Genomic DNA, 20,985 nt, shown 5'->3' with positions numbered 1-20,985 from the left:
CATGCGGGGGCGAGAGCACCAGGACGAGCGGCTCGAGGAGTTCATCGCGGCCCGCACCCAGGATCTGCATCACGACGCCTACCAGCTGACCGCCGCGCAGGAAACCGCCGAACACCTGGTGGTCACGGTGCTGGCCGACATGCGCCGCGAGCACGTCGACCTGACCCGGGCCGGCGCCGACGCGCGGCTGCGGATGGCACGCGCCGCCGCTCGACACGATGCACCGACCCGGAGCGTCGACGTGTCGCAGCCGCCTCGACGTTTCCAGGTGCTGGCACGGCTCTCGCCCCGACAACGCGCCGTCCTTCTGGCACAGGTCGTCGACAACCATGACGAGCGGGAGACCGCCCGCGCGCTGGGCCTGTCCACCCGGTCCGTCACCGACACCCTCCGCTCGATCCCGTATGACGAACTACCCGGCGCATCCCCGCACTCCGGCGAACTACGGTCTCTACTGGAGGAATTCGGCGACCTCGCCACCACCCCGGGGCCGACCACCACCCTCACCGATGTGCGGGACGCACCACCGCCCGCACGACGCCCGCGGTGGACGTATGTCGCGGCGGCGCTGGTCGTCGTCCTGACGATCGCATCACTGGTGATCACGCAACGCTGGCACGACGATTGGCTGCGCAGCCCGGAAGGCTTGAACCGCGTGCACGGCACGCACTTCCCGGCATACACGCAGGGCTACCGGCTCGTCGACATCCACGAGATCGCCCCGGGGCCTGCGGTGCCCTTCACCGTGATCGGGGACGCAGCAGTCGCGGTCCAGTGTGCCGTGGACCGTCGGACGCCGACCTTCGTCGCAACGCTGACCAGCCAGTTGATCGGCACCTTCCAGGCGCAGTGCTCCGGCCGCCGGGCGGGCATGCATCTGGTCCCCGCGCGCGGGGACACCAGTGTCGCCATACATGACTATCGACGCCCGCGTTGGCCGGTGGCGGTCTACCGCAGGGTGCCATGGGATCAATACCCTGTGGTCACAACGGGTTTCGTCGTCGAGCACGATCAGACGCTGCACGGGGACGACCCGACGACGTCCAGCGGTTCTCCGCTGCAGCCGTCCTCCGCCGGGCACGTTCTGACCCTCGCCGGGAGCGCCGCCGGGCCGAACGGCACGTTCACCGGTCACCTCGCCATCCCGGCGGACGTCCCAGGGACGAACCTGGTGGTATCCGGCCTGCTCTCCCCCACCACCACCGGCCGTTTCAAGCTGGCGGTCGCCGGCCACACGCCATGGACGACATGCGGCGGACACGACCTGACCTACTACGCCGGCCGCACCAACACGTGGTGTGAGTTCGTCGACCGGCGGGTGCCGCAGGTGCCGTTCACCGTGTTCGAGCCGCCGGCGCCGAGCAGCCGCACGCTGCCGGTGACCCATCACCGTCGAGCACGCACGAGGTCCCTGGACACTGCAGATCGTCGCCGACCGCTACAAATTGGACAACGGCGCGGTCGACGACGGCGGGAACAACTGACGACGGTAGCGATCCTCTCGCCCGAAAGTCCCCTCTCACGAGAAAGTCACGACAGTAGCGATCCCCTCGCCCGAAAGTCCCCTCTCCCACGAGAAAGTCACGACAGTAGCGATCCCCTCGCCCGAAAGTCCCCTCTCCCGCGAGGAAGTGACGACAGTAGCGACCTTCTCGCCCGAACGGTGGCTCAGTCCTTGTCGGCGCCCGGGCCGAGGAACTTCTCGAAACCCTTGGGCAGCTTGAGGTTGGAGAAGTCCTGCTCCTCCTCCTGCTGACCGAAGGCGCTGCCCATCGCCTTGTCGCGTGCAGCGGTCGCCTTGTCCGCTGCCGCCTGCTCCTGCTGGGCGCGCTTGGCCGGGTTGCCGCTCTTGCCCTTCTTCTTCTTGGCCACCTGCTTGCCGCGCTTGCCGCCGCCACCGGGCATCCCCGGCATACCGGGCATGCCGCCGCCGCGGCGCATCTGACGCATCATCTTCTGCGCCTGGCCGAAACGCTCGAGCAACTGGTTGACCTCGGACACGGTCGTGCCGGCACCACCGGCGATGCGGGCCCGGCGCGAACCGTTGATCTGCTTGGGATGCGTGCGCTCGAAGGGGGTCATCGAGCGCACCATCGCCTCGACCCGGTCGAACTCCCTCTCGTCCAGGGCGTTCAGCTGGTCCTTCATGCCCGCCATGCCGGGCATCATGCCCATCAGCGCCTTGAGGTTGCCCATCTTCTTGATGGCCGCCATCTGCTGGAGGAAGTCATCGAAGGTGAAGTCCTCCTCGTCCATGAACTTGCGGGCCATCTCCGCGGCCTGCTGCCGGTCGAAGGCCTTCTCGGCCTGCTCGATCAGCGTGAGTATGTCGCCCATGTCCAGGATGCGCGATGCCATCCGGTCGGGGTGGAAGACCTCGATGTCCTTGGTCTGCTCACCGACCGAGGAGTACATGATCGGCCGCCCGGTGACCGACGCCACCGACAGCGCCGCACCGCCGCGCGCGTCACCGTCCAGCTTGGACAGCACGACACCGGTGAAGTCGACACCCTGCTGGAACGCGAGCGCCGTCTCGATGGCCGCCTGGCCGATCATCGCGTCGATCACGAACAGCACCTCGTCGGGCTGGATCGCCTCACGGATGTCGGCCGCCTGCTTCATCAGCGCCTCGTCCACCGCCAGGCGACCGGCGGTGTCGACGATCACCACGTCGTACTGCCGCACCTTGGCCTGACCCACACCCGCCTGGGCGACCCACACCGGGTCGCCGTACGACTGGGTGCCCTCGGCGGTGGCAGCGTCGTGCCCGCCCTCGTTGCCCCGCTCCGGAGCGAAGCACGGCACGCCGGCGCGCTCGGCGACGACCTCCAGCTGGGTGACCGCGTTGGGGCGCTGCAGGTCCGCTGCGACGAGCACCGGGAAGTGCCCCTTGTCGCGCAGGTGCCGCGCCAGCTTGCCGGCGAACGTCGTCTTACCCGAGCCCTGCAGGCCGGCCAGCATGATGACCGTCGGCGGCCGCTTGGCCAGCTGCAGCTCCCGGGTCTGACCGCCGAGGACCTCGATGAGTTCCTCGTTGACGATCTTGACGACCTGCTGCCCGGGGTTGAGCGCCTGGCTCACTTCCGCGCCCAGCGCCCGCTCCCGGACCCGCCCGGTGAACTCGCGCACCACCGGCGTCGCGACATCGGCGTCGATCAGCGCCAGCCGGATGTCGCGGATGGTGGAGTTGATATCGGACTCGGACAGGCGACCCTTGCCCCGGAGGTTCTTGAAGGTCGACGTCAGGCGGTCGGACAGGCTGTTGAACACGCAGGCAAGGTTAACCGACGCTCAGTGACTCATCCTCCGGCCGGCGCGCCATCGCACGCGTCGATCAGCGCCGCGATGATGCGTGCCACCTCCGGCGGCGCGGGCGGCCGGCCGTCGACGGGCACCGCGTAGAAAGTGTCGAGCGTTTGGCCGGCATACGTGGCCACGTGCGCCGATCGTATGGCGAGCCGGTGCGCGGCGAACGTCTCACCGAGATCGCCGAGCAGACCGGGACGGTCCTGCGCGCACACCTCGATGACCAGCGCATCCTCGGAGCCGGCCGGCACGAGCGTCGCCCGCGACGGCGGGGAGCCGTCTGCCCGGCGGGGCGGGGCGGTCGCCCGTTCTCGACGCGGCACCCCCTCACGCAGCCGCCGGCCCAGCTGCTCCGCGTCCGGCAGGTCGGCCAGCGGCGCCTCCACCCGCCAGGTGTTGTGCGCGATGCCGCCGGTCGTGCGGATCCGCGCGGCCCGCACCGACATACCGAATGACGCGAGCACGGCGGCACTGTGCGCGAACAGGCCGGGGCGGTCCCGGTCGGCAATTCGGACGATCGCTCCGGATGCGGTCGCAGTCACCAGCACGTATGGCGCACCGGCGCCGACCCGGGCGCGGATCTGCGCACCGAGCGGCTCGACGCACTCGGGCGCGGCCGAGTGCCGGCCGCTCAATGCGGCACGGCCGTGCTGCGCCAGCCGGTGAACGAGTTCGGCCCGCCAGGCGGTCCAGGCCTGCGGGCCGGCCGCGAGGGCGTCCGCCTCGGTCAGCGCCACGAGCAGCTCGAGCAGGTCGGCGCGTTCCGCCACGGCCGTCACGAGCGCGTGGACGGTCGCTGGGTCGTCCGGGTCCCGGCGGGTCGCGAGGTCCACGGCGGTGAGGTGCTCACGCACCAGCAGCTCCACCGTCCGCACGTCCTCCGGCGGGTAGCCCATCCGCCGCGCGACGTTGCCGGCGACCGGTGCCCCCTCGACCGCGTGGTCGTGCACGCCGGCGATCTTGCCGATGTCGTGCAGCAGTGCGGCGACCAGCAACAGATCCGGCCGCTGCACCCGGTGCCGCAACGCCGCGGCCCGCACCACCGTCTCGACGAGGTGCCGGTCGACGGTGTGCCGGTGCACCGGGTTGCGCTGCGGACGGCTGCGCACCGCCGCCCACTCCGGCAGCCAGGCACCCACGACACCGGCCAGGTCGAGCGTCTCCCAGACCTGCGGCAGGCCGGCGCCGGCCGCGAGCAGATCCACGAACGTCTCTCGGACCTGCTTCGGCCACGGGGCGGGCGGCATCGGCATCGGATCGGTGAGGTTCGCGACGGTGGCCGGCCCCAACGGCAGGCCGTGGCGGGCGGCGGCGCCGGCGGCACGCAGCACCGTCAGCGGACCACCACCACCGACCTCGCGGCGGCCGAGGACCACCTCACCGTCGTGCCGGTAGAGGCCGTGACCGAGCGGGTGCAGCACCGGCCGCCGGGGGCCGGTCCGCAGGGTGCGGGCACGTTGCGACTGGCCGGCCCGCCGGGCGGTGTCCTCCAGCGCATGGGCGATCGCGCGTCCGGCCTGCACGACCGAGGTGAGCAGGGCGTCGGCGTCGTCGTCGCCGAGCAGCGCGGCGACCGCGTCCTGCTCCTGGCGGGTGAGCCGGTCACGCCCGCGGCCGGTGACGACGTGCAACGCGTCCCGCACGTCCAGCAGCCGCGCGTAGGCGGTGTCCACCGCTCCGTGCGGCCGGTCCGCCAGCCAGGTCGCCGCGAGCGCCCGCAGCACCGTCATGTCGCGCAGCCCGCCGGCCGCCTCCTTCAGATCCGGCTCCAGGTCGTGGGTCAGGTCGCCGTGCCGGCGGTGCCGGGTCTGCACCGACTCCAGCAGTTCGGGCAGCCGTCGGCGGGAGTTCGCCCGCCAGTCGTGGGCGATGTCCTGCCGGACCTGGGCGACCAGCAACGGGTCGCCGTTGACGTGCTCGATGTCCAGCAGCCCGATGGCTGCGGTCAGGTCGTCGGCGGCGGTCGCCCGGCACTGCTTCGGCGTGCGCACACTGTGATCGAGGCGAATCCCCTTGTCCCACAACGGATACCACACACGGTCGGCGAATCCCGGCAGGTCGTGTGGTCCGCGACCGTCGTGCAACAGCACCACGTCGTAGTCGGACAACGGCCCGCTGTCCCCGCGGGCGATGCCGCCGATCACCGCCAGCGCGACACCCGCAGCCGGTGGCTGCGCCTCCTGCCAGACCTGTGCCAGCACTCCCCTGGTGTATGCCGTCAGGCGTGCCCGCCGACGCTGTCCCGCCCCGGCCGTGGCGAAGTCGCGGGTGCCGGCCAGGTCCAACCGTTCCCGGTCGACGCCCATGATCTCGATACGCTCCTTCGTCGCTACTCGATCGGCTGGAGAGTCGCTACTCGATCGGCTAGAGAGCCGAGTCGCCGTGCTCGCCGGTGCGAACCCGCACGACATCCTCGATCGGCAGCACCCAGACCTTGCCGTCGCCGATCCGCCCGGTCTGCGCGGTCTTGACGATGACATCCACCACGGTGCGGGCGTCCAGGTCCTCCACGACTACCTCGAGCCGGATCTTCGGCACGAAGTCCACGGCATACTCGGCGCCGCGGTAGACCTCGCTGTGCCCCCGCTGCCGGCCGTAGCCACTGGCTTCGCTGACCGTCATACCGCTGATGCCGTAGGCCTCCAGCGCCTCCTTCACCTCCTCGAGCCGGAACGGCTTGATGATCGCGGTGACGAGTTTCATGCCTGCACCTCTTCCTTGGTCGCCGTGCGGGCCGGCCGCTCCGGCCGGTGCCCGATCCGGCTGGCGGAGAAGACACTGCCGAAGTCGTATGCCGTTTCGGCGTGTTCGGCCTGGTCGATGCCCTCGGCCTCGTCCTCGGCGCTGATCCGCCAGCCCATCGTCACCTTCAGCGCGACGCCGATGACCGTGGTGACCACGCCGGTGTAGAGCAGCGCCACGCAGACGATGGCGAATTGCACGACCAGTTGGCGCCACTCGCCGTACGCCAGGCCCGTGCCACGGGCGAAGACGCCCAGCGACAGGGTGCCCCACAGGCCGGACACCAGATGGACGCCGACCACGTCGAGCGAGTCGTCGAAGCCGAACCGGAACTTCAGCCCGATCGCGTATGCCGACGCCACCCCCGCCACCGCTCCGACGCCGATCGCACCGAGCGGGGTGACGTTGCCACAGGCCGGTGTGATCGCGACCAGTCCGGCGACGATGCCGGACGCGGCACCGACCGACGTGGCGTGGCCGTCGCGCAGTTTCTCCAGCACCAGCCAGCCGATCATCGCGGCGCACGTCGCGACGGTGGTGTTGACCCACACCAGGGCGGCGGATTCGTTGGCGCCCAAGGCGGATCCGGCGTTGAAGCCATACCAGCCGAACCACAGGATGCCCGAGCCGAGCATCACCAGCGGCACGTTGTGCGGCCGCATCGGTGAGCTGCCGAATCCGGCGCGCTTGCCGATCAGCAGCGCCAGGACCAGACCGGCGATGCCCGCGTTGATGTGCACCACGGTCCCGCCGGCGAAATCGATGGGGGCCACTTTCGCCATACCGCCGGCCGTGCCGAAGAGTTTGGCGGCGATCCCGTCGGCCGATCCGGAGAGCAGGCCACCGCCCCAGACCATGTGCGCCAGCGGGAAATACGCCACGGTGACCCACAGCCCGGAGAACACCAGCCAGGTGGCGAACTTCGCCCGGTCGGCGATCGCGCCGCTGATCAGGGCGACGGTGATCGCGGCGAAGGTGAACTGGAATCCGGCGAACACCAGCGTCGGTATGCCGCCCGCCTGCAGCACGGTGCCGCCCGGCTCACCCGGCAGGAGACCGGACAGCCCGAAGAACTGGAACGGACCGGCGAAGATCCCGAGATGGTCGTGGGTGCCGAAGGACATCGAGTAGCCCCACAGCACATAGATGATCCCGATGACGCCCAGCGCTCCGAACGACATCATCATCATGTTGAGCACTCCGCGTGATCGCCCGAGTCCGCCGTAGAAGAGCGCGAGCCCGGGGATCGTCATGAAGAGCACCAGGGATGCCGAGATCAGCATCCAGGCCGTGTTGCCGGTGTCGAGTGTCGGTGGCGCCGCCGCCGACAACCCGTGCATCAAGGAGGTCATGCGAAAAACCTTGGCAACGGCCGGTTTCGGTCAGCGTCTCGTGCGTGTTACGGCCGTGTTGCGTGTTCGGCAGTGCGTTACCGGCAGGTTTCGCTCGCCGCGCATAATGGCGGTATGACGTCCCTCGTGCTGCCCGGCCCGGTGCGCCGCATGCACGACGCGGTGCGGCATCGAGCCGCCGTACAACTGCGCGAGCGGGTGGCGGGTGAGGACGCGCAGCGGCGCGCGGACGGCATCTGGGGCAAGCCGGGGCAGCGCTGGTTCAGCCCCGATGACCCGATCTGGCGGGTGCACCTGGATGCGTCCATGTTCGTCGCCGGGATCCGCGCACTGCTGTTGCAGTCGTTGCATCCGCTGGCGATGGCCGGGGTCGACCAGCACTCCAACTATCGCGACGACCCGTGGGGTCGGCTGCAGCAGACCAGCAACTTCATCTCCACCACGACGTTCGGCACCATCCCGGACGCGGAGCGCCTCCTGGCGCGGGTGCGCGGCATCCACCGGCGAGTGCACGGCACCTTCGAGGGCGTCGACTACCGCGCCGACGATCCGCACCTGCTGGCCTGGGTGCATGCGGCGGAGGCCGACAGCTTCCTGACCTGCTATCGCGCCTTCGGTGGCAGCACGCTCAGCGACGCCGAGGCCGACACGTATGTCGCTCAGATCGGCTCCGTGTCGAGTCGGCTCGGTTTCGGCGACGCTCCAGCCAGCGTCGCGTCGCTGCGCGAGACGCTCGCGTCATACCGCCCGCAACTGCGGGCGACGCCGGCCGCGCGCGAGGCGCTGCGCTTCATCCTGTGGGAGCCGCCCCTGCCACCGACCGCACGGCCGGGCTACCTGAGCCTGGTCGCCGGCGCCATCGGGACCCTCCCGCCATACGCCCGCCGGATGCTGGGCCTGCGGACGCCGCCGGGCGGGGCGGCGTTGCTGCGCGGGGTCGGCGTCGCCGGCGCCAAGGGCGTGCGCTGGATGCTGGCCGACCCGCAGGTGCAGGCCGACCGCCGCGTCAACCAGGCCGCTGAGGCTTTCCGCGACTCCTGACCAGGTATGGCGACAGCGCAGGTCAGGTGACGGCAGAACGAGCCCACTCGCGATGGAGCGACGACTGAGAAGGGTCGGGACACACAACGAACTTGTTCGTGTGCGTCCCGACCCTTCTCGCGAGGAGCGAAATCAGAAGACTCAGTCCAGGACGGCGTTGACGAAGGCCTCGGGGTCGAAGGGCGCCAGGTCGTCGGCGCCTTCGCCCAGGCCCACCAGCTTCACCGGGACACCGAGCTCACGCTGCACCAGCACCACGATGCCGCCCTTGGCGGTGCCGTCCAGCTTGGTGAGCACGACGCCGGTGACGTCGACGGCCTGCGCGAAGATCTCCGCCTGGCGCATGCCGTTCTGACCGGTGGTCGCATCCAGCACCAGCAGGCACTCGTCGATCGGGCTCTGCTTCTCGATGACCCGCTTGACCTTGGCCAGCTCGTCCATCAGGCCGACCTTGTTGTGCAGCCGCCCGGCGGTGTCGATCAGCACGACGTCGACCTCGCCCTCGGCGCCCGCCTTCACCGCGTCGAACGCCACGGCCGCCGGATCGGCGCCCTCCTTGTCGGAGCGCACCGTCGGCACACCGACGCGGGCGCCCCAGGTCTCCAGCTGATCCGCCGCGGCGGCGCGGAAGGTGTCCGCCGCGCCCAGGATGACGTCCTTGTCCTCGGCCACCAGCACGCGGGCCAGCTTGCCGACGGTGGTGGTCTTGCCGGTGCCGTTGACGCCGACGACCATGATGACGGCCGGGCGGTCGCCGACCCGGGTGCCGGCAATACGGCGGTCCATGTCCGGACCGACCTGCGCCAGCAGCTCTTCGTGCAGCCAGCGCTCGAGTTGTTCGCTGCTGGGCGCACCCTCAACCTGCACTCGACGTTTCAGCCCGTCGACGATCTCGGTGGTGGCCGCGACGCCGAGGTCGGCGCCGAGCAGAGTGTCCTCGACCTCTTCCCAGACCGCGTCGTCCAAGCGGTCGCCCGAGAGCGCGGAGAGCAGGCCCTTGCCGAGCGCATTGTTGGAGCCGGCCAGCCGCGAACGCAGTCGCGTCATACGACCGCGCGCCGACTCGGGGCGTTCGATCCCCGGCTCGGCCGGAGCTTCGGCCAACGCCTGCTCGGCGGCGGCGAAGTCCGCCTCGGTCGGCGCTTGGTCGGCCGGCGTTGCGGCCTCGGCAGCCGGTGGTTCCTCCTGCTGCGGTGCGGGCGGCTGCGGCGCCCCGCCCTTCCCGGTGTCGATCGTCGCCGTGCTGCTCGGCTTGTAGGTATTGGCGCCGCGGGTCTTCGCCTCCCGCGCGGGCGGCGGGGCTACCGGCGGCGCCGACTTCTTACCGCCACCGCGCAGATAGCCGACGAGCAGGCCGAGACCGGCGAGGACGACGACCGTGATGATGACAAGGATTTCCCAGAGCTGGTCCACGCCGGACATCATCCCAAATCGCTCAGCGGTCCGGGCGCGGTGTCACCCCCGGGTGCGGCGATCGCGCCGCCGGCGCGGATCGCCCGGCGTGTCACTCTGCCGAGTGGCCGGAGTCGGACTCCGCGCCGGTGTCGGCCTCCACCTTCCCCCGTCGCCGCTCGGTCACCGAGCTGACCATGCCCTCGGCCCGCTCGGTCAGGAGTTCACGGCCCTCGCGTCGAGCGGGCACGGCGACCAGGCCGATCACCGTCCCTGCGAGCGCAACACCGACAACGAGCGCCAGGATCAACCACACCATGGCTCGATTGTCGCGTCCGAAGCTGTGATTTCCAAAGCAAAACCCTTGGTATGGCGCGGCGATTCGCCGACTTGCCGCCCGAGTTGTCGAGGAAGGTGCGCCACCCTGCGCCCTTCGTTACCCTCGTCCGGACGCACCCCGACCAGAAGGATCATCCCGTTGACCAACTATCCGAACGACCCCAACCAGCCCGGCGGCTACGGCGAGCAGCCCAAGGAGGGCTCCGGCGACGGTTCGGGATATCCCCAGTACGGCGCACCGCAGGGTGATCCCCAGTACGGCGCACCCCAGGGCACGCCGCAGTACGGCGCCGCACCCTACGGTTCCCCGCAGCACGGCGCCCCGCAGCAGGGCGGCCCCTACGGTGCGCCGATGCAGCAGGAGCACGACAAGTCGACGCTGATCCTGGTGCTGGGCATCCTGAGCCTGGTCTGCTGTGGTCTGTTCACCGGCATCCCGGCGATCATCATGGGCCGTCAGGCCATGCAGCAGATCGACTCCTCCGGCGGCATGCTGAGCGGTCGCGGCAAGGTCCAGGCCGGCTTCATCTGCGGCATCATCGGCACCGTCTGGACGGTCATCGCGGCCATCGTCCGCCTCGCGGGCTGACGCCATACGCGCGGAAGGGGCCGGTCACCGTCTCGGTGACCGGCCCCTTTCCAATGGTCGCAGCCGGATGCCGTCAGCCCTGGTAGAGCCAGTGCCCCCAGGGCGTCCAGCGGAAGACGGTGAAGGCGATCATGACGGTCGCGAAGATCGCGGTCGGGACCTTCGGTGTCGTGAGCAGCACCGCGGCGGCATCCCCGCGCGCCCGCCGCATCAGCCAGCGGACGATCAGCGCAGTGCCGACGACCAGGATGAAGACGGCCGCCGCGTTGCTGGTGAGCGCGTCACCGACCCGCCCGCGGGTCACGTCGTTCATCGCACGCAAACCGCCGCACAACGGGCACGGGGCACCGGTGAGCGACAGGAACGGACAGAAACCGTAGGACCCGGACCGGTGCGGATCGTAGAAGTGCAGCAGCGTCATCGCACCGGCGCCGCCGACCGCCGCCAGCAGCGGTCCACGGATCCGTCGCTCGAGTGGCACGTCGTCCGCCGCCGGCGCCCGGTGCAGTTCGCTGGTGGTCACTCCCCCAGGTTAGGTCACCGCCCGCCCGGGGCGGTCAGCCCGAATGACCACCGAGCAGCTTCAGGAACGGCGTGACCTCGGCGGGTACGTCGACCCCGGAGTCGCGGCCGGCGTTCGTCGGGGTGAACCCGGCGACGGCGTCACCGCCGCTGGAGACCACGTGCGCGGCGAGCTCGGCCGCCGCGCGACCGGCGCGAGTGGCCAGGTCACGGCCGGCCGCACCGCCACCGAAGTCCTCGGTGGCGGCGAAGACACCCGTCGGCATCACGACGGCGCGCAGGTGACTGAGCAGCGGACGCAGCGCGTGGTCCAGCACCAGCGAGTGCCGGGGCGTGCCGGCCGTGGCGGCGATGATCACCGGCATACCGTTGAGCGCGTCGGCGTCCAGCGCGTCGAAGAACATCTTGAACACGCCGCTGTAGCTGGCCGCGAACACCGGTGTCACCACGACCAGCCCGTCGGCCGCGGAGACCGCACGCCGCAACTCGTCCAGGCGCGCCGTCGGCATACCCGCTGTCGCCATCATGGTGGCCAGATCCACTGCGTATTCACGCAATTCGTACGTCCGCAGGTCGACCGCCTCGCCGCGGGCGCTCACCTCGGCGGCGACCGCCCCGGAGATCTGGTCGGCCAGCAACCGGGTGCTGCTGGGCTGGCTCAGCCCGGCGGTCAGCACGACCACGCGGCGCCCCGTCCGGGGTCCCCGCGAAGTATCGGAGGAGCGCAGCGGGGGAGAACTTCGTGGGGTGTTCGTCATACCGCAGCCTCCTGCTCCAGACCGGCGGTGGCGCTGATCACCTTGCGGTGCGGCGAGTCGGGACCTTCGGCCACGAGCGACGCGTGCGTGGGCGGGTTGCTGGGCACGTGCGACGGACGCCGCGCATCGAACTCGCGCCGCAGCACCGGCACGACCTGCTTGCCCAGGATGTCGATCTGCTCCAGCACCACGTCCAACGGCAGGCCGGCGTGGTCGACCAGGAACAGTTGGCGCTGGTAGTCACCGACGTAGTCGGCGAAGCCCAGCGTGCGCTCGATGACCTGCTCGGGCGTGCCGACGGTCAGCGGGGTGTCGCGGGTGAAGCTTTCCAGCGACGGGCCGTGCCCGTAGACCGGTGCGTTGTCGAAGTAGGGCCGGAAGATCCGCTTGGCCTCCGCCTCGGTCTCCGCCATGAAGATCTGGCCGCCCAGGCCGACGATGGCCTGCTCGGCGGCGCCGTGCCCGTAGTGCTCGAAACGCTGCCGGTAGAGCCGCACCATGGACTGGGTGTGCTCCTTGTTCCAGAAGATGTTGTTGTGGAAGAACCCGTCACCGTAGAACGCGGCCTGCTCGGCGATCTCGGGGCTGCGGATCGAGCCGTGCCACACGAACGGCGGCACGCCGTCCAGCGGCGCCGGCGCGAGCGTGTAGCCGTGCAGCGGGGTGCGGAACTCGCCCTCCCAGTCCACCGACTTCTCCCGCCACAGGCGGCGCAGCAGGTGGTAGTTCTCGACGGCGAGCGGGATGCCCTTGCGGATGTCCTTGCCGAACCACGGGTAGACCGGGCCGGTGTTGCCGCGGCCGAGCATCAGGTCGGTGCGACCGCCCGAGAGGTGCTGCAGGTAGGCGTAGTCCTCCGCCAGGCGCACCGGGTCGTTGGTGGTGATCAGCGTGGTGGCGGTGGACAGTTGGAGGTTCTCGGTCTGCGCCGCGATGTGGCTCAACAGGATCGGCGGGTTGGCCGGCGCGGCGAACGGCGGGTTGTGGTGCTCACCGGTGGCGAAGACGTCCAGCCCCACCGCCTCCGCCTTCGTGGCGATGGCGACCATCGACTGCACGCGCTCGGCCTCGGTCGGCGTGCGGCCGGTCGTCGGGTCCTCCGTGACGTCACCGATGGTGAAGACGCCGAACTGCATGTGGCTCACTCCCTGCTGTCTGGATGCTTCTCGCGAATTACCTCAAATTTTAACTAACTGGTCATGTCAACGGGGACACCGCCTGCGCTATTCCCTGCGCCATACCTCTTCGTCATACCCGATGCCCCCCAGCACCGAGCGGACAACAAACGCACCGAGCGGACACGAAAATGACCGTGTTTCAGCCGGTTTTTCGTGTCCGCTCGATGCAGATCGTGTCCGCTCGGTATGCCGCGACGGATCGTGTATGACGACCGGGGCGCTAGATGATCACCCAGAGCAGTGAGGTCAGCCCCAGGCCGACCACCGAGATGATCGTCTCCATCACCGACCACGTCTTCAGGGTCTGCACGATCGTCATACCGAAGTACTCCTTGACCAGCCAGAAGCCCGCGTCGTTGACGTGCGAGAAGAACAGCGAGCCGGCGCCGACGGCCAGGACGACGAGCGCCAGATGGGTCGAGGACAGGCCGACCGCGAGCGGCGCGACGATGCCGGAGGCCGTCACGGTGGCGACGGTGGCCGAACCGGTGGCCACGCGGATCAGCACCGCGATCATCCAGCCGAGCACCAGCGCGGACAGACTGGCCGCGACGGCGATCTTGCCGATGGCGATGCCGGTGCCGCCGTCGAGCAGCACCTGCTTGAAACCGCCCCCGGCGCCGACGATGAATGTGGCGCTGACGATCGGCTTGAGGCTGTCGCTCATCTTCTCGGTGAGCGTGTCGAGGGAGAAGCCGACCGTGGTCCCGAAGGTCACCATCGCCATCAGCACGGCGAGCAGCAACGCGACGACCGGCTCGCCGATGAACTGCAGGAACGGATAGATCCCGTTGCTCGGGTCCATCCAGACGTCGGCGGCCGCGCGGATCAGCATGAGCACGACCGGGAAGAGGATGGTCGCGATCGTCCAGCCGAACGTCGGCCGACGGGTCGCCCGCTGCGCGCCGTCGGCCGGCGCCGCCTCGACACTGTCCTGGGTCGGGTCGACGCCGGTGCTGCCCACCAGGTTGCCGCCGGCGCCGGCCGCGCCGATCGGCACCATGCGGGCGGCGAGGATCGCGAAGAGCGGTCCGGCGATGATCACCGTCGGTATGGCGATCAGCAGGCCGATCGCCAGGGTGGTGCCGACGTCACCGTGCAGGTTGGCGATCGCGGCGAGCGGACCCGGGTGCGGCGGGATGAAGCCGTGCAACACCGACAGGCCCGCGAGCGCCGGTATGGCGAGGGTCATCGCCGGCTTCTTGGAGCGTTTGATCGCCAGCATGACCACGGGGATCAACAGCACGAGCCCGATCTCGAAGAACATCGGGATGCCGATGATGAACGCGATGAGGGCCATCCGCCAGGGCAGGGCACCATTGCCGCCGGTGAGGATCTTGTCGACGATCTCGTCGGCCCCGCCGGAATCGGCGAGCAGCTTGCCGAGCATGGCACCCAGCACGATGAGCACGCCGACGTTGCCCAGGACCGCCCCGACGCCGGTCTCGAACGAGCCGGCGACGTTCTCCAGGCTGATGCCGGAGCCGATGCCGACCACCAGGCAGCCGATGGTGAGGGCGAGGAAGCCGTGCATCTTCATCTTGATGATGAGCGCCACGATGATCGCGATGCCGATCACCGTGACGATCAGGGCCTGGGTGTCGTGACCGGCCCAGGGCTCGTGGATCTTCTTGATGGTGTCGTCGGCCGCGGCCAGGGACACCGGATGGAGCGCTGTTGTCATGAATCTCTCCGCTTATGAGGGGTTGTGCGCCGGGTCGAGTGCTGCGCAGAACGCAGCGGCGTTGCGCGTGACATCGGCCCAGCGGGCATGCTCGACATCGGCCGGTGCGACCACCGACGTGCCTGCGGTCACCGCCAGCGCGCCCGCGTCGAGGAAGGCGAGGGCATTGCCCGCGTTGATGCCGCCGGACGGGACCAGCGGCACGTCGGGGAACGGACCGTGCAGATCCGAGAGGTATGTCGGGCCGACCACCCGCGCCGGGAAGATCTTGACGACGTCGGCACCGAGCGCAACCGCGGTCATCACCTCGCTGGGGGTCAGCGCCCCGAGCACCGCGGCGGCACCGGCTCGGTGGGCGACCTGGACGATCTCACCGGCGTCCCGACCGAGCCCGGGTGTGACGACGAAGCGGGCGCCCGCTTCCAGGGCCGCCCGCGCATGGTCGGCACTGGTCACCGTCCCGGCGCCGACGAAGGCGCCGGTGCGTGCAGCGGCCGCCGCGGTATCCCGCAGCAGGTCGGTCAGTCCGGGCGTGGTGAAGGTCAGCTCGAGGACCCGGATGCCGCCGGCCGACAGCGCCTCGGCCAGCGCCACGACATCGTCGATGCGCGGCGCCCGCACGATCGACAGGACCCGATCTCGTGCCAGCGCCTCCAGCACTCCTGCCGCGTTGTCACTCACAGTGCTCGTGTCCCTTCGTCGGTCCGGCGCAGTGCGCGCCCTGGAAGTTGATCGGTCCGCTGCCCGGACTCCATGACGGCCACGCCGTTGACCAGCACCCAGTCGATGCCGGTGGCCTGCTGTCGGGGCTGCTCGAACGTCGCCGTGTCCTGGATCACGTCCGGGTCGAGGAGCACCAGGTCCGCGGCATACCCCTCACGCACCAGACCGCGCCGGTCCAGCCGCAGCCGGGATGCGGGGCGCCCGGTGAAGTGGTGGATGCAACCGACCAGATCGAGCACGCCGAGTTCCCGGACGTAGTGCGCGAGGTAGCGCGGGAAGGTGCCCCACGCCCGCGGGTGCGGGCGATCGCCGACGAGGATCGCGTCGGAACCGCCGCAGTGCGTGCGGTGCCGCATGATCGTCTGCACGTTCTCCTCGTGGCCCACGTGCTGCAGGATCGTGGTCGCCAGGCGGTCCCGGACGAGCAGATCGAAGAAGACATCCGTGGCGGATCGGCCTGATGCCGCGGCGATCTCGTCGATCGTGTGCCCCACGGTGTCACCGAGCGAGGGGTCGCCGACACCGCTGATCTGGATGGTCCGCCAGTCGGTGACGCACCCGTGGCAGCCGTCGGTGCCGACCTGCTCGATCTCGTGGCCGATCCTGGCCCGGACGGCCGGGTCGCCCAGGCTGCGCAGCAACGCCTCCGGGCCACCGGTCGTCGCCCAGCTGGGCAGGATCGCGCTCAATGTCGTCGAACCGGGCAGGTAGGGGTAGGAGTCCAGCGTGATGTCGACGCCGTCGTCGAGTGCGTGGTCGATCAGCCGCAGCAGGTCACGCCCGCGGCCCTTGTTGGGCTCGAAGTTCATCGTCGCGTGCGTCAGGTGCAACGCACAGCCGGCCGCGCGGCATACCTCGATCATCTCGGCATACGCCTCGAGTGCGCCGGCGCCGTAGGAGCGGTGATGCGGACTGTAATAGCCACCCCTGTCCGCGACCACGCCGAGTAGCTCCACCAGCTCTGCGTCATCGGCGAACATGCCTGGTGGATAAGTCAATCCGCTGCTCATGCCGACCGCGCCCTCGTCCAGGCCGGTCGCGAGCAGCTCCTTCATCCGGCGCACCTGCTCCGGCGTCGCCCGCACGTCGTCCGGCCCCACCACCATGAGGCGCAGGGTCCCCTGGGGCACCAGATAGGCGGCGTTGCAGGCGATGCCGCGGTCCAGGCGGTCCAGGTACTCCCCCACGGTGGCCCAGTCGTAGTCGAAGCCGGCAGGGTCACCGTTCCAGCCGGCGATCTGCCGGCGCAGGACGTCGCGCGTCGTGTCGTCGATCGGCGCGAAGGACAGTCCGTCCTGGCCGAGGACCTCCAGGGTCACGCCCTGACTGATCTTGGCGGTGTGGTCGGGCGTGGCGAGCAGCTGGACGTCGGAGTGGGCGTGCATGTCGATGAAGCCGGGCGCGAGCACGCGGCCACCGGCCGCCACGACACGGCGTGCCGCACCGGCTGCGTGCCCGTCCCGGTGAATGCCGGTGATCACGCCGTGTTCGACGGTGACGTCGGCGTCGTACGCCCGCTCGCCGGACCCGTCGATCACGCGGGCGCCCCGGAATAGCCAATCCGCAGTCATGACAATGTTTCTCAGAACCAGGTGCGCAGCAGATCGACGACCACCGGGTCCTCCGCGTCGGCGTCGTCGATGACCGGCACGAGAACCCACTTGTCCAGTGCCGTGCACGGGTGGGACAGCCCGAGCCGGAGCTCGTCGCCGATGCGCACCGGCGCGGCAGCGTCGGCGTCGAAGCGCAGGAAGCCGTGCTGGTCGTTGAGGGCGGTCACCTCGATCCCCTCCAGCTGGGTGACCTGGTCGCCCGCGGTCCGGGGGCGCAGCAACTGCACCTCCGGCAGCCCTTCGTCGAAGGGCAGATCGCGTTTGCCCCCATCGAAGATCGCCAGACCGGGTTCGGGCTGGGAGCTGACGCGCACCCATCCGTGCATCGCGGCACGCAAGGTCGGGCCGGCGGTACGCGGGTGCTGTCCGAGCGGCGAGATCCCACGGTAGAAGCCGTCGTCGTGCACGACATACGCACCGCTGCGCAGCACCACCCGGGCGCCGGCGTCGGCGAACGGGCGCAGCACCTCATCGACCACATCGAAGTAGGCGCTGCCACCGGCGGTGATGACCGGTGTGATGCCCTCCGGGTAGCGACCGCCGTCGAGCAGGTCCTGGTGCACCTGCGCCAGATCCCGCAAGTAGGACGCCACCACCTCGCGCGCCTGGTCGTCGGCGGTGTGCGCGAGCGCGCCCTCGTATCCGGCGACCCCGGCCAACAGCAGGTATGGCGAATCTGCCACCGCTGCAGCGGTTTCCAGGGCGGTCCGCAGATCCCGAGCTCCGGTGCGGCCACCGGTGCCGCCGCGTTCGACGAGCACGCGCAACGGCGGTCGGGGACCGGCATCGGCGGCACGCGCCTCGAGGGCCTCGTGCATGAGCTGGACGGTCCGCACCGCGTCGGCCCATACGTAGATCTCGTCCTGCGGATGCGCTGCGAGCTCGTCGACGATCCACCGCAGCGACAACGGTGAGATCACCGCATTGGCGACCATCACCCGCGGCATGCCGAAGGCCCTGGCCACCGCGAGCTGCGGCAGGTTGGCGACGGTGATGGCCCACGCACCGGCGTCCAGCTGTTGTTGCCACAGCGCCGGCGCCATCGTCGTCTTGCCGTGCGGTGCGAGGTCGAATCCCCTGTCGGCACACCAGGATGCGAGCGCAGCTATGTTGTGATCGAGTGCGGGCCGCGACAGCGTCAGCAGCGGGGTCGGCAACTCGGACAGCCGCGGCCGCCGCGCGCGCAGCTCGGCGACGGTGAGGCCCCAGAAGTCCGGTGACATTCCCTTGTGCTGCCAGTCGACGCGCTCTCCCGAGAGCCTCTCCCATGCCGCGCGATCCATGCCCTACCTCTCGTCGTTGCGTATTACGCAACGAACATTGCGTGATGTGTTGTCCTTGTGTAGCATCGCCGCCGAGACAACGTCAAGAGCTCCAGGATGCCCCGGGGGAAGGTGCTGCACGGTGACGACGAACGCATCGGCGCGGGTGCTGTGCCTCGGTGAGGCGATGGTCGTCCTGCGTCCGCACCTGTCCGATGGTCTCGTGGGGTCGACCCTGTTGCACCGCTCGGTCGGCGGCGCCGAGGCGAATGTCGCGGGCGCACTGGCCGCTCTCGGCATACCGGTGTGTTGGGTCTCCCGGCTGGGACGCGATCCGTTCGGCGACGTCGTCGAAGGTGACCTGCGGGCACGCGGGGTCACCGTCCTGGCCGAACGCGACGACGCACGGCCGACCGGCGTCTATCTGAAGGACGCCGATGCGGCCGGAAGCCGGATGTACTACTACCGCAACGGTTCTGCGGCCGCGACCATGGATGCGCGACTGCTCGGCGACCCGATGGTGGCCGAGGCGCTCCGCGGCTGCGACGTCGTGCACACCTCCGGGATCACCGCGGGCATCCTGGGCTCCGACAGCGACCTGCTCGACCAGCTGATCACCGCGCGGAACACCGACGGCTTCGCCCTCAGCGTCGACCTCAACTGGCGGCCGGCGCTGTGGCGAGGCCGGGCATCGGACAACCTGCTGACGCTGCTGCGTGCCGCCGACATCGTGCTGCTCGGCGCCGACGAGGCCGAAGCGGCGCTCGGTGTCAGCTCGCCCACGGCGGTGCGCGAACTGCTGGGCCCACGAGCACGGATCGTCATCAAGTCCGACGCGCACGTGGCCACCGAGCTCGACCCGGACGGCACCAGCACTGCCGTCCCCGCGCTGCGGGTCGAGGTCGTCGAGCCGGTCGGCGCCGGCGACGGGTTCGCCGCCGGCTATCTGGCCGGGCTGCTGTCGGGGTATGACGCCACGCAGCGGCTCCGCCTGGGACACCTCAGCGCGGCGTGCGTGCTCGCCGTGCCCGGCGACCACGCCACGGAGCTGCCCGGCCCCGCCATACGCCACACGCTGGAGACCGCGAGCGACCCTGACTGGAGCGCGACGTCGGTGAGCGCGCAGGGTATCTGCTCTCCCGCACTGCCGATCGTCCAGGAGCGGACATGAGCCAGAGCCTCGCGCGTGGACTGCAACTGCTCAGCGAACTCGCCGGCGGCGGACGGTCGCTGGACGAACTGGCCGACTCGCTCGGCGTGCACAAGACCACCGTGCTGCGGCTCCTGCGCACGCTGGAGGAGGATCGCTTCGTCCGCCGCGACGCCAATCACCGGTTCTTCCTCGGGTCGCGACTGTTCGAGCTCGGCTCGAGTTCCTTGGCACAACACGCGATCCGGGACATCGCGCTACCGCATCTGGAGCGGCTCGGTCGCGAAACCGGCGGGCAGGCGATTCATCTCGCGGCATACGAGGACACCAAGGCGATCTACATCGCCAAGGTGGAGAGCACCAGCTCGGTGCGGATGTATTCGCGGGTCGGCCTGGTCGCGGCACTGCATGCCACGGCCGTCGGCAAGGTGCTCGCCAGCGAGCTGCCGGAGCGTCAACTCGCACATGCTCTGGCGGCCACCGACTTCCACGCCTTCACCGCCCGGACCATCACCACGCCGGACGCCTACCGCGCCGAGCTGGCCAAGGTCCGCGCACGGGGCTGGTCGGAGGACTCGGCCGAACACGAGGACTTCATCAACTGCATCGGCGCACCGATCCGCGACGGCGCGGGCCGCATCATCGCGGCAGCGTCGATCTCCGTGCCCGACGTCATCCTGAGCCGGGACGAGGTGCACGCGTTGCTCCCAGCGCTGCTCCGCGCCACGGCTGCCATCGAAACCGACTGGACCACCACCGAAAGGAACTGAGAATGCCCCTGCAACAGATCACCACCGACAAGGCACCGATCCCGGCGGCCCCCTACTCCCAGGGTGTCGTCAAGAACGGCATCGTCCAGGTCTCCGGCCAGACCGGGGTCGACGCCGCCACCGGCAAGCTCGCCGAGGGCCTGACCGCGCAGACCCAGCAGACCTTCGCCAACCTGGACGCCATCCTCACCGCGGGCGGCGCCTCGTGGGAGGACGTGGTGTCGGTGCGCGTCTACCTGACGGACCCGAAGGACTTCGCGGAGATGAATGCCGCGTACGAAAGCTTCCTGCGCGACCGGCTCGGCCCGGACGCCGTCCTGCCCTGTCGCACCACCACGATGCTGGCGCTGGCCAAGCCCGAGTTGCTCGTCGAGATCGACGCCATGGCCGTCCTGGGCTGAGTCCGATCGCCCTGCTCCTCGTATGACGGGTGGGTTGCTCCAGCCGTCGCCAGACCGCTCCCCCTCCTTGCCGAGCGGACACCAAAACCACTGACAGGACACGAAAACCGGGCCGATTCGGCCCGATTTTCGTGTCCTGTCAGTGCGTTACGTGTCCCCTCGG

19 protein-coding genes are annotated in these 20,985 nt (G+C 69.9%); 6 read left to right on the top strand and 13 right to left on the bottom strand.

The window, feature by feature from the left end:
• Window position 1 precedes the first annotated feature (1 nt).
• Window positions 2-1,756 (top strand): sigma factor-like helix-turn-helix DNA-binding protein, encoded by a 1,755-nt coding sequence (locus tag ACYVBN_RS04655; protein ID WP_460599495.1) that lies wholly within the window; start codon window positions 2-4, stop codon window positions 1,754-1,756.
• Here the strand turns inward: ACYVBN_RS04655 and ffh are convergent.
• Genes ffh through ACYVBN_RS04635 form a run of 4 tightly spaced genes read right to left on the bottom strand, consistent with a single transcriptional unit; the run spans window position 1,669 to window position 7,400 of the window.
• Entirely contained in the window at window positions 1,669-3,270 is a 1,602-nt protein-coding gene (ffh, locus tag ACYVBN_RS04650; protein ID WP_460599494.1) for a signal recognition particle protein, read from the bottom strand. The two genes, ACYVBN_RS04655 and ffh, sit on opposite strands and share 88 nt — an antisense overlap.
• Before the next feature lie 29 nt (window positions 3,271-3,299).
• Complete coding sequence (locus ACYVBN_RS04645; protein ID WP_460599493.1) at window positions 3,300-5,612, bottom strand: [protein-PII] uridylyltransferase; 2,313 nt, start codon at window positions 5,610-5,612, stop codon at window positions 3,300-3,302.
• A 58-nt stretch (window positions 5,613-5,670) separates the two neighbouring features.
• On the bottom strand, window positions 5,671-6,009 hold the full coding sequence (locus ACYVBN_RS04640; RefSeq protein WP_460599492.1) for a P-II family nitrogen regulator: 339 nt from the start codon (window positions 6,007-6,009) through the stop codon (window positions 5,671-5,673).
• The gene (locus ACYVBN_RS04635; RefSeq protein WP_460599491.1) at window positions 6,006-7,400 is read right to left on the bottom strand and encodes an ammonium transporter; all 1,395 of its coding nucleotides are present in this window, start codon (window positions 7,398-7,400) and stop codon (window positions 6,006-6,008) included. The genes ACYVBN_RS04640 and ACYVBN_RS04635 overlap by 4 nt, the downstream gene beginning before the upstream one ends.
• Before the next feature lie 114 nt (window positions 7,401-7,514).
• On the opposite strand from ACYVBN_RS04635, the gene ACYVBN_RS04630 reads away from it, so the two are divergent.
• On the top strand, window positions 7,515-8,441 hold the full coding sequence (locus ACYVBN_RS04630) for an oxygenase MpaB family protein (RefSeq protein WP_460599490.1): 927 nt from the start codon (window positions 7,515-7,517) through the stop codon (window positions 8,439-8,441).
• A gap of 141 nt (window positions 8,442-8,582) precedes the next feature.
• On the opposite strand, the gene ftsY is transcribed toward ACYVBN_RS04630, so the two are convergent.
• The gene (ftsY, locus tag ACYVBN_RS04625; RefSeq protein ID WP_460599796.1) at window positions 8,583-9,863 is read right to left on the bottom strand and encodes a signal recognition particle-docking protein FtsY; all 1,281 of its coding nucleotides are present in this window, start codon (window positions 9,861-9,863) and stop codon (window positions 8,583-8,585) included.
• Between the two features lie 82 nt (window positions 9,864-9,945).
• The gene (locus ACYVBN_RS04620) at window positions 9,946-10,152 is read right to left on the bottom strand and encodes a hypothetical protein (RefSeq protein ID WP_460599489.1); all 207 of its coding nucleotides are present in this window, start codon (window positions 10,150-10,152) and stop codon (window positions 9,946-9,948) included.
• Window positions 10,153-10,311: 159 nt separating this feature from the next.
• Here ACYVBN_RS04620 and ACYVBN_RS04615 point away from each other — a divergent pair, with 159 nt between their 5' ends.
• Complete coding sequence (locus ACYVBN_RS04615; protein WP_460599488.1) at window positions 10,312-10,761, top strand: DUF4190 domain-containing protein; 450 nt, start codon at window positions 10,312-10,314, stop codon at window positions 10,759-10,761.
• Window positions 10,762-10,834: 73 nt separating this feature from the next.
• Here the strand turns inward: ACYVBN_RS04615 and ACYVBN_RS04610 are convergent, their stop codons facing one another.
• The 7 genes from ACYVBN_RS04610 to ACYVBN_RS04580 form a co-directional block, all read right to left on the bottom strand.
• Entirely contained in the window at window positions 10,835-11,284 is a 450-nt protein-coding gene (locus ACYVBN_RS04610; RefSeq protein ID WP_460599487.1) for a DUF2752 domain-containing protein, read from the bottom strand.
• A 34-nt stretch (window positions 11,285-11,318) separates the two neighbouring features.
• Entirely contained in the window at window positions 11,319-12,041 is a 723-nt protein-coding gene (locus ACYVBN_RS04605) for an NADPH-dependent FMN reductase family protein (protein WP_460599486.1), read from the bottom strand.
• Window positions 12,038-13,177: an LLM class flavin-dependent oxidoreductase gene (locus ACYVBN_RS04600; protein WP_460599795.1), complete on the bottom strand. Its 1,140-nt coding sequence runs from the start codon at window positions 13,175-13,177 to the stop codon at window positions 12,038-12,040. Before ACYVBN_RS04600 ends, ACYVBN_RS04605 begins: the two co-directional genes overlap by 4 nt.
• Window positions 13,178-13,439: 262 nt before the next feature.
• Complete coding sequence (locus tag ACYVBN_RS04595; RefSeq protein ID WP_440281642.1) at window positions 13,440-14,903, bottom strand: GntT/GntP/DsdX family permease; 1,464 nt, start codon at window positions 14,901-14,903, stop codon at window positions 13,440-13,442.
• A 12-nt stretch (window positions 14,904-14,915) separates the two neighbouring features.
• Window positions 14,916-15,584, bottom strand: a complete 669-nt coding sequence (locus tag ACYVBN_RS04590; RefSeq protein ID WP_460599485.1) for a bifunctional 4-hydroxy-2-oxoglutarate aldolase/2-dehydro-3-deoxy-phosphogluconate aldolase — start codon at window positions 15,582-15,584, stop codon at window positions 14,916-14,918.
• Window positions 15,581-17,197 (bottom strand): N-acyl-D-amino-acid deacylase family protein, encoded by a 1,617-nt coding sequence (locus ACYVBN_RS04585; protein WP_460599484.1) that lies wholly within the window; start codon window positions 17,195-17,197, stop codon window positions 15,581-15,583. Before ACYVBN_RS04585 ends, ACYVBN_RS04590 begins: the two co-directional genes overlap by 4 nt.
• An 11-nt stretch (window positions 17,198-17,208) precedes the next feature.
• On the bottom strand, window positions 17,209-18,522 hold the full coding sequence (locus ACYVBN_RS04580) for a type III PLP-dependent enzyme domain-containing protein (protein WP_460599483.1): 1,314 nt from the start codon (window positions 18,520-18,522) through the stop codon (window positions 17,209-17,211).
• A 121-nt stretch (window positions 18,523-18,643) separates the two neighbouring features.
• Here ACYVBN_RS04580 and ACYVBN_RS04575 point away from each other — a divergent pair, with 121 nt between their 5' ends.
• The 3 genes from ACYVBN_RS04575 to ACYVBN_RS04565 are packed head-to-tail and all read left to right on the top strand — an operon-like array spanning window position 18,644 to window position 20,822.
• Entirely contained in the window at window positions 18,644-19,672 is a 1,029-nt protein-coding gene (locus ACYVBN_RS04575) for a sugar kinase (protein ID WP_460599482.1), read from the top strand.
• The gene (locus tag ACYVBN_RS04570) at window positions 19,669-20,421 is read left to right on the top strand and encodes an IclR family transcriptional regulator (RefSeq protein ID WP_460599481.1); all 753 of its coding nucleotides are present in this window, start codon (window positions 19,669-19,671) and stop codon (window positions 20,419-20,421) included. The genes ACYVBN_RS04575 and ACYVBN_RS04570 overlap by 4 nt, the downstream gene beginning before the upstream one ends.
• Window positions 20,422-20,423: 2 nt before the next feature.
• Entirely contained in the window at window positions 20,424-20,822 is a 399-nt protein-coding gene (locus tag ACYVBN_RS04565; protein WP_440281636.1) for a RidA family protein, read from the top strand.
• The last annotated feature ends 163 nt before the right edge of the window (window positions 20,823-20,985 follow it).

Source organism: Flexivirga lutea, assembly GCF_054778955.1.
The sequence above is the reverse complement of the archived record's forward strand: the minus strand, read 5'-3'. Positions and strand labels throughout refer to the sequence as shown.

Coding starts and splice junctions, on each gene's coding strand:
- ACYVBN_RS04655 (WP_460599495.1), top strand. CDS start 2: ATGCGGGGGCGAGAGCACCAGGACGAGCGGCTCGAGGAGTTCATCGCG.
- ACYVBN_RS04565 (WP_440281636.1), top strand. CDS start 20,424: ATGCCCCTGCAACAGATCACCACCGACAAGGCACCGATCCCGGCGGCC.
- ACYVBN_RS04630 (WP_460599490.1), top strand. CDS start 7,515: ATGACGTCCCTCGTGCTGCCCGGCCCGGTGCGCCGCATGCACGACGCG.
- ACYVBN_RS04635 (WP_460599491.1), bottom strand. CDS start 7,400: ATGACCTCCTTGATGCACGGGTTGTCGGCGGCGGCGCCACCGACACTC.
- ACYVBN_RS04585 (WP_460599484.1), bottom strand. CDS start 17,197: ATGACTGCGGATTGGCTATTCCGGGGCGCCCGCGTGATCGACGGGTCC.
- ftsY (WP_460599796.1), bottom strand. CDS start 9,863: ATGTCCGGCGTGGACCAGCTCTGGGAAATCCTTGTCATCATCACGGTC.
- ACYVBN_RS04645 (WP_460599493.1), bottom strand. CDS start 5,612: ATGGGCGTCGACCGGGAACGGTTGGACCTGGCCGGCACCCGCGACTTC.
- ACYVBN_RS04580 (WP_460599483.1), bottom strand. CDS start 18,522: ATGGATCGCGCGGCATGGGAGAGGCTCTCGGGAGAGCGCGTCGACTGG.
- ACYVBN_RS04640 (WP_460599492.1), bottom strand. CDS start 6,009: ATGAAACTCGTCACCGCGATCATCAAGCCGTTCCGGCTCGAGGAGGTG.
- ACYVBN_RS04570 (WP_460599481.1), top strand. CDS start 19,669: ATGAGCCAGAGCCTCGCGCGTGGACTGCAACTGCTCAGCGAACTCGCC.
- ACYVBN_RS04595 (WP_440281642.1), bottom strand. CDS start 14,903: ATGACAACAGCGCTCCATCCGGTGTCCCTGGCCGCGGCCGACGACACC.
- ACYVBN_RS04605 (WP_460599486.1), bottom strand. CDS start 12,041: ATGACGAACACCCCACGAAGTTCTCCCCCGCTGCGCTCCTCCGATACT.
- ACYVBN_RS04600 (WP_460599795.1), bottom strand. CDS start 13,177: ATGCAGTTCGGCGTCTTCACCATCGGTGACGTCACGGAGGACCCGACG.
- ACYVBN_RS04620 (WP_460599489.1), bottom strand. CDS start 10,152: ATGGTGTGGTTGATCCTGGCGCTCGTTGTCGGTGTTGCGCTCGCAGGG.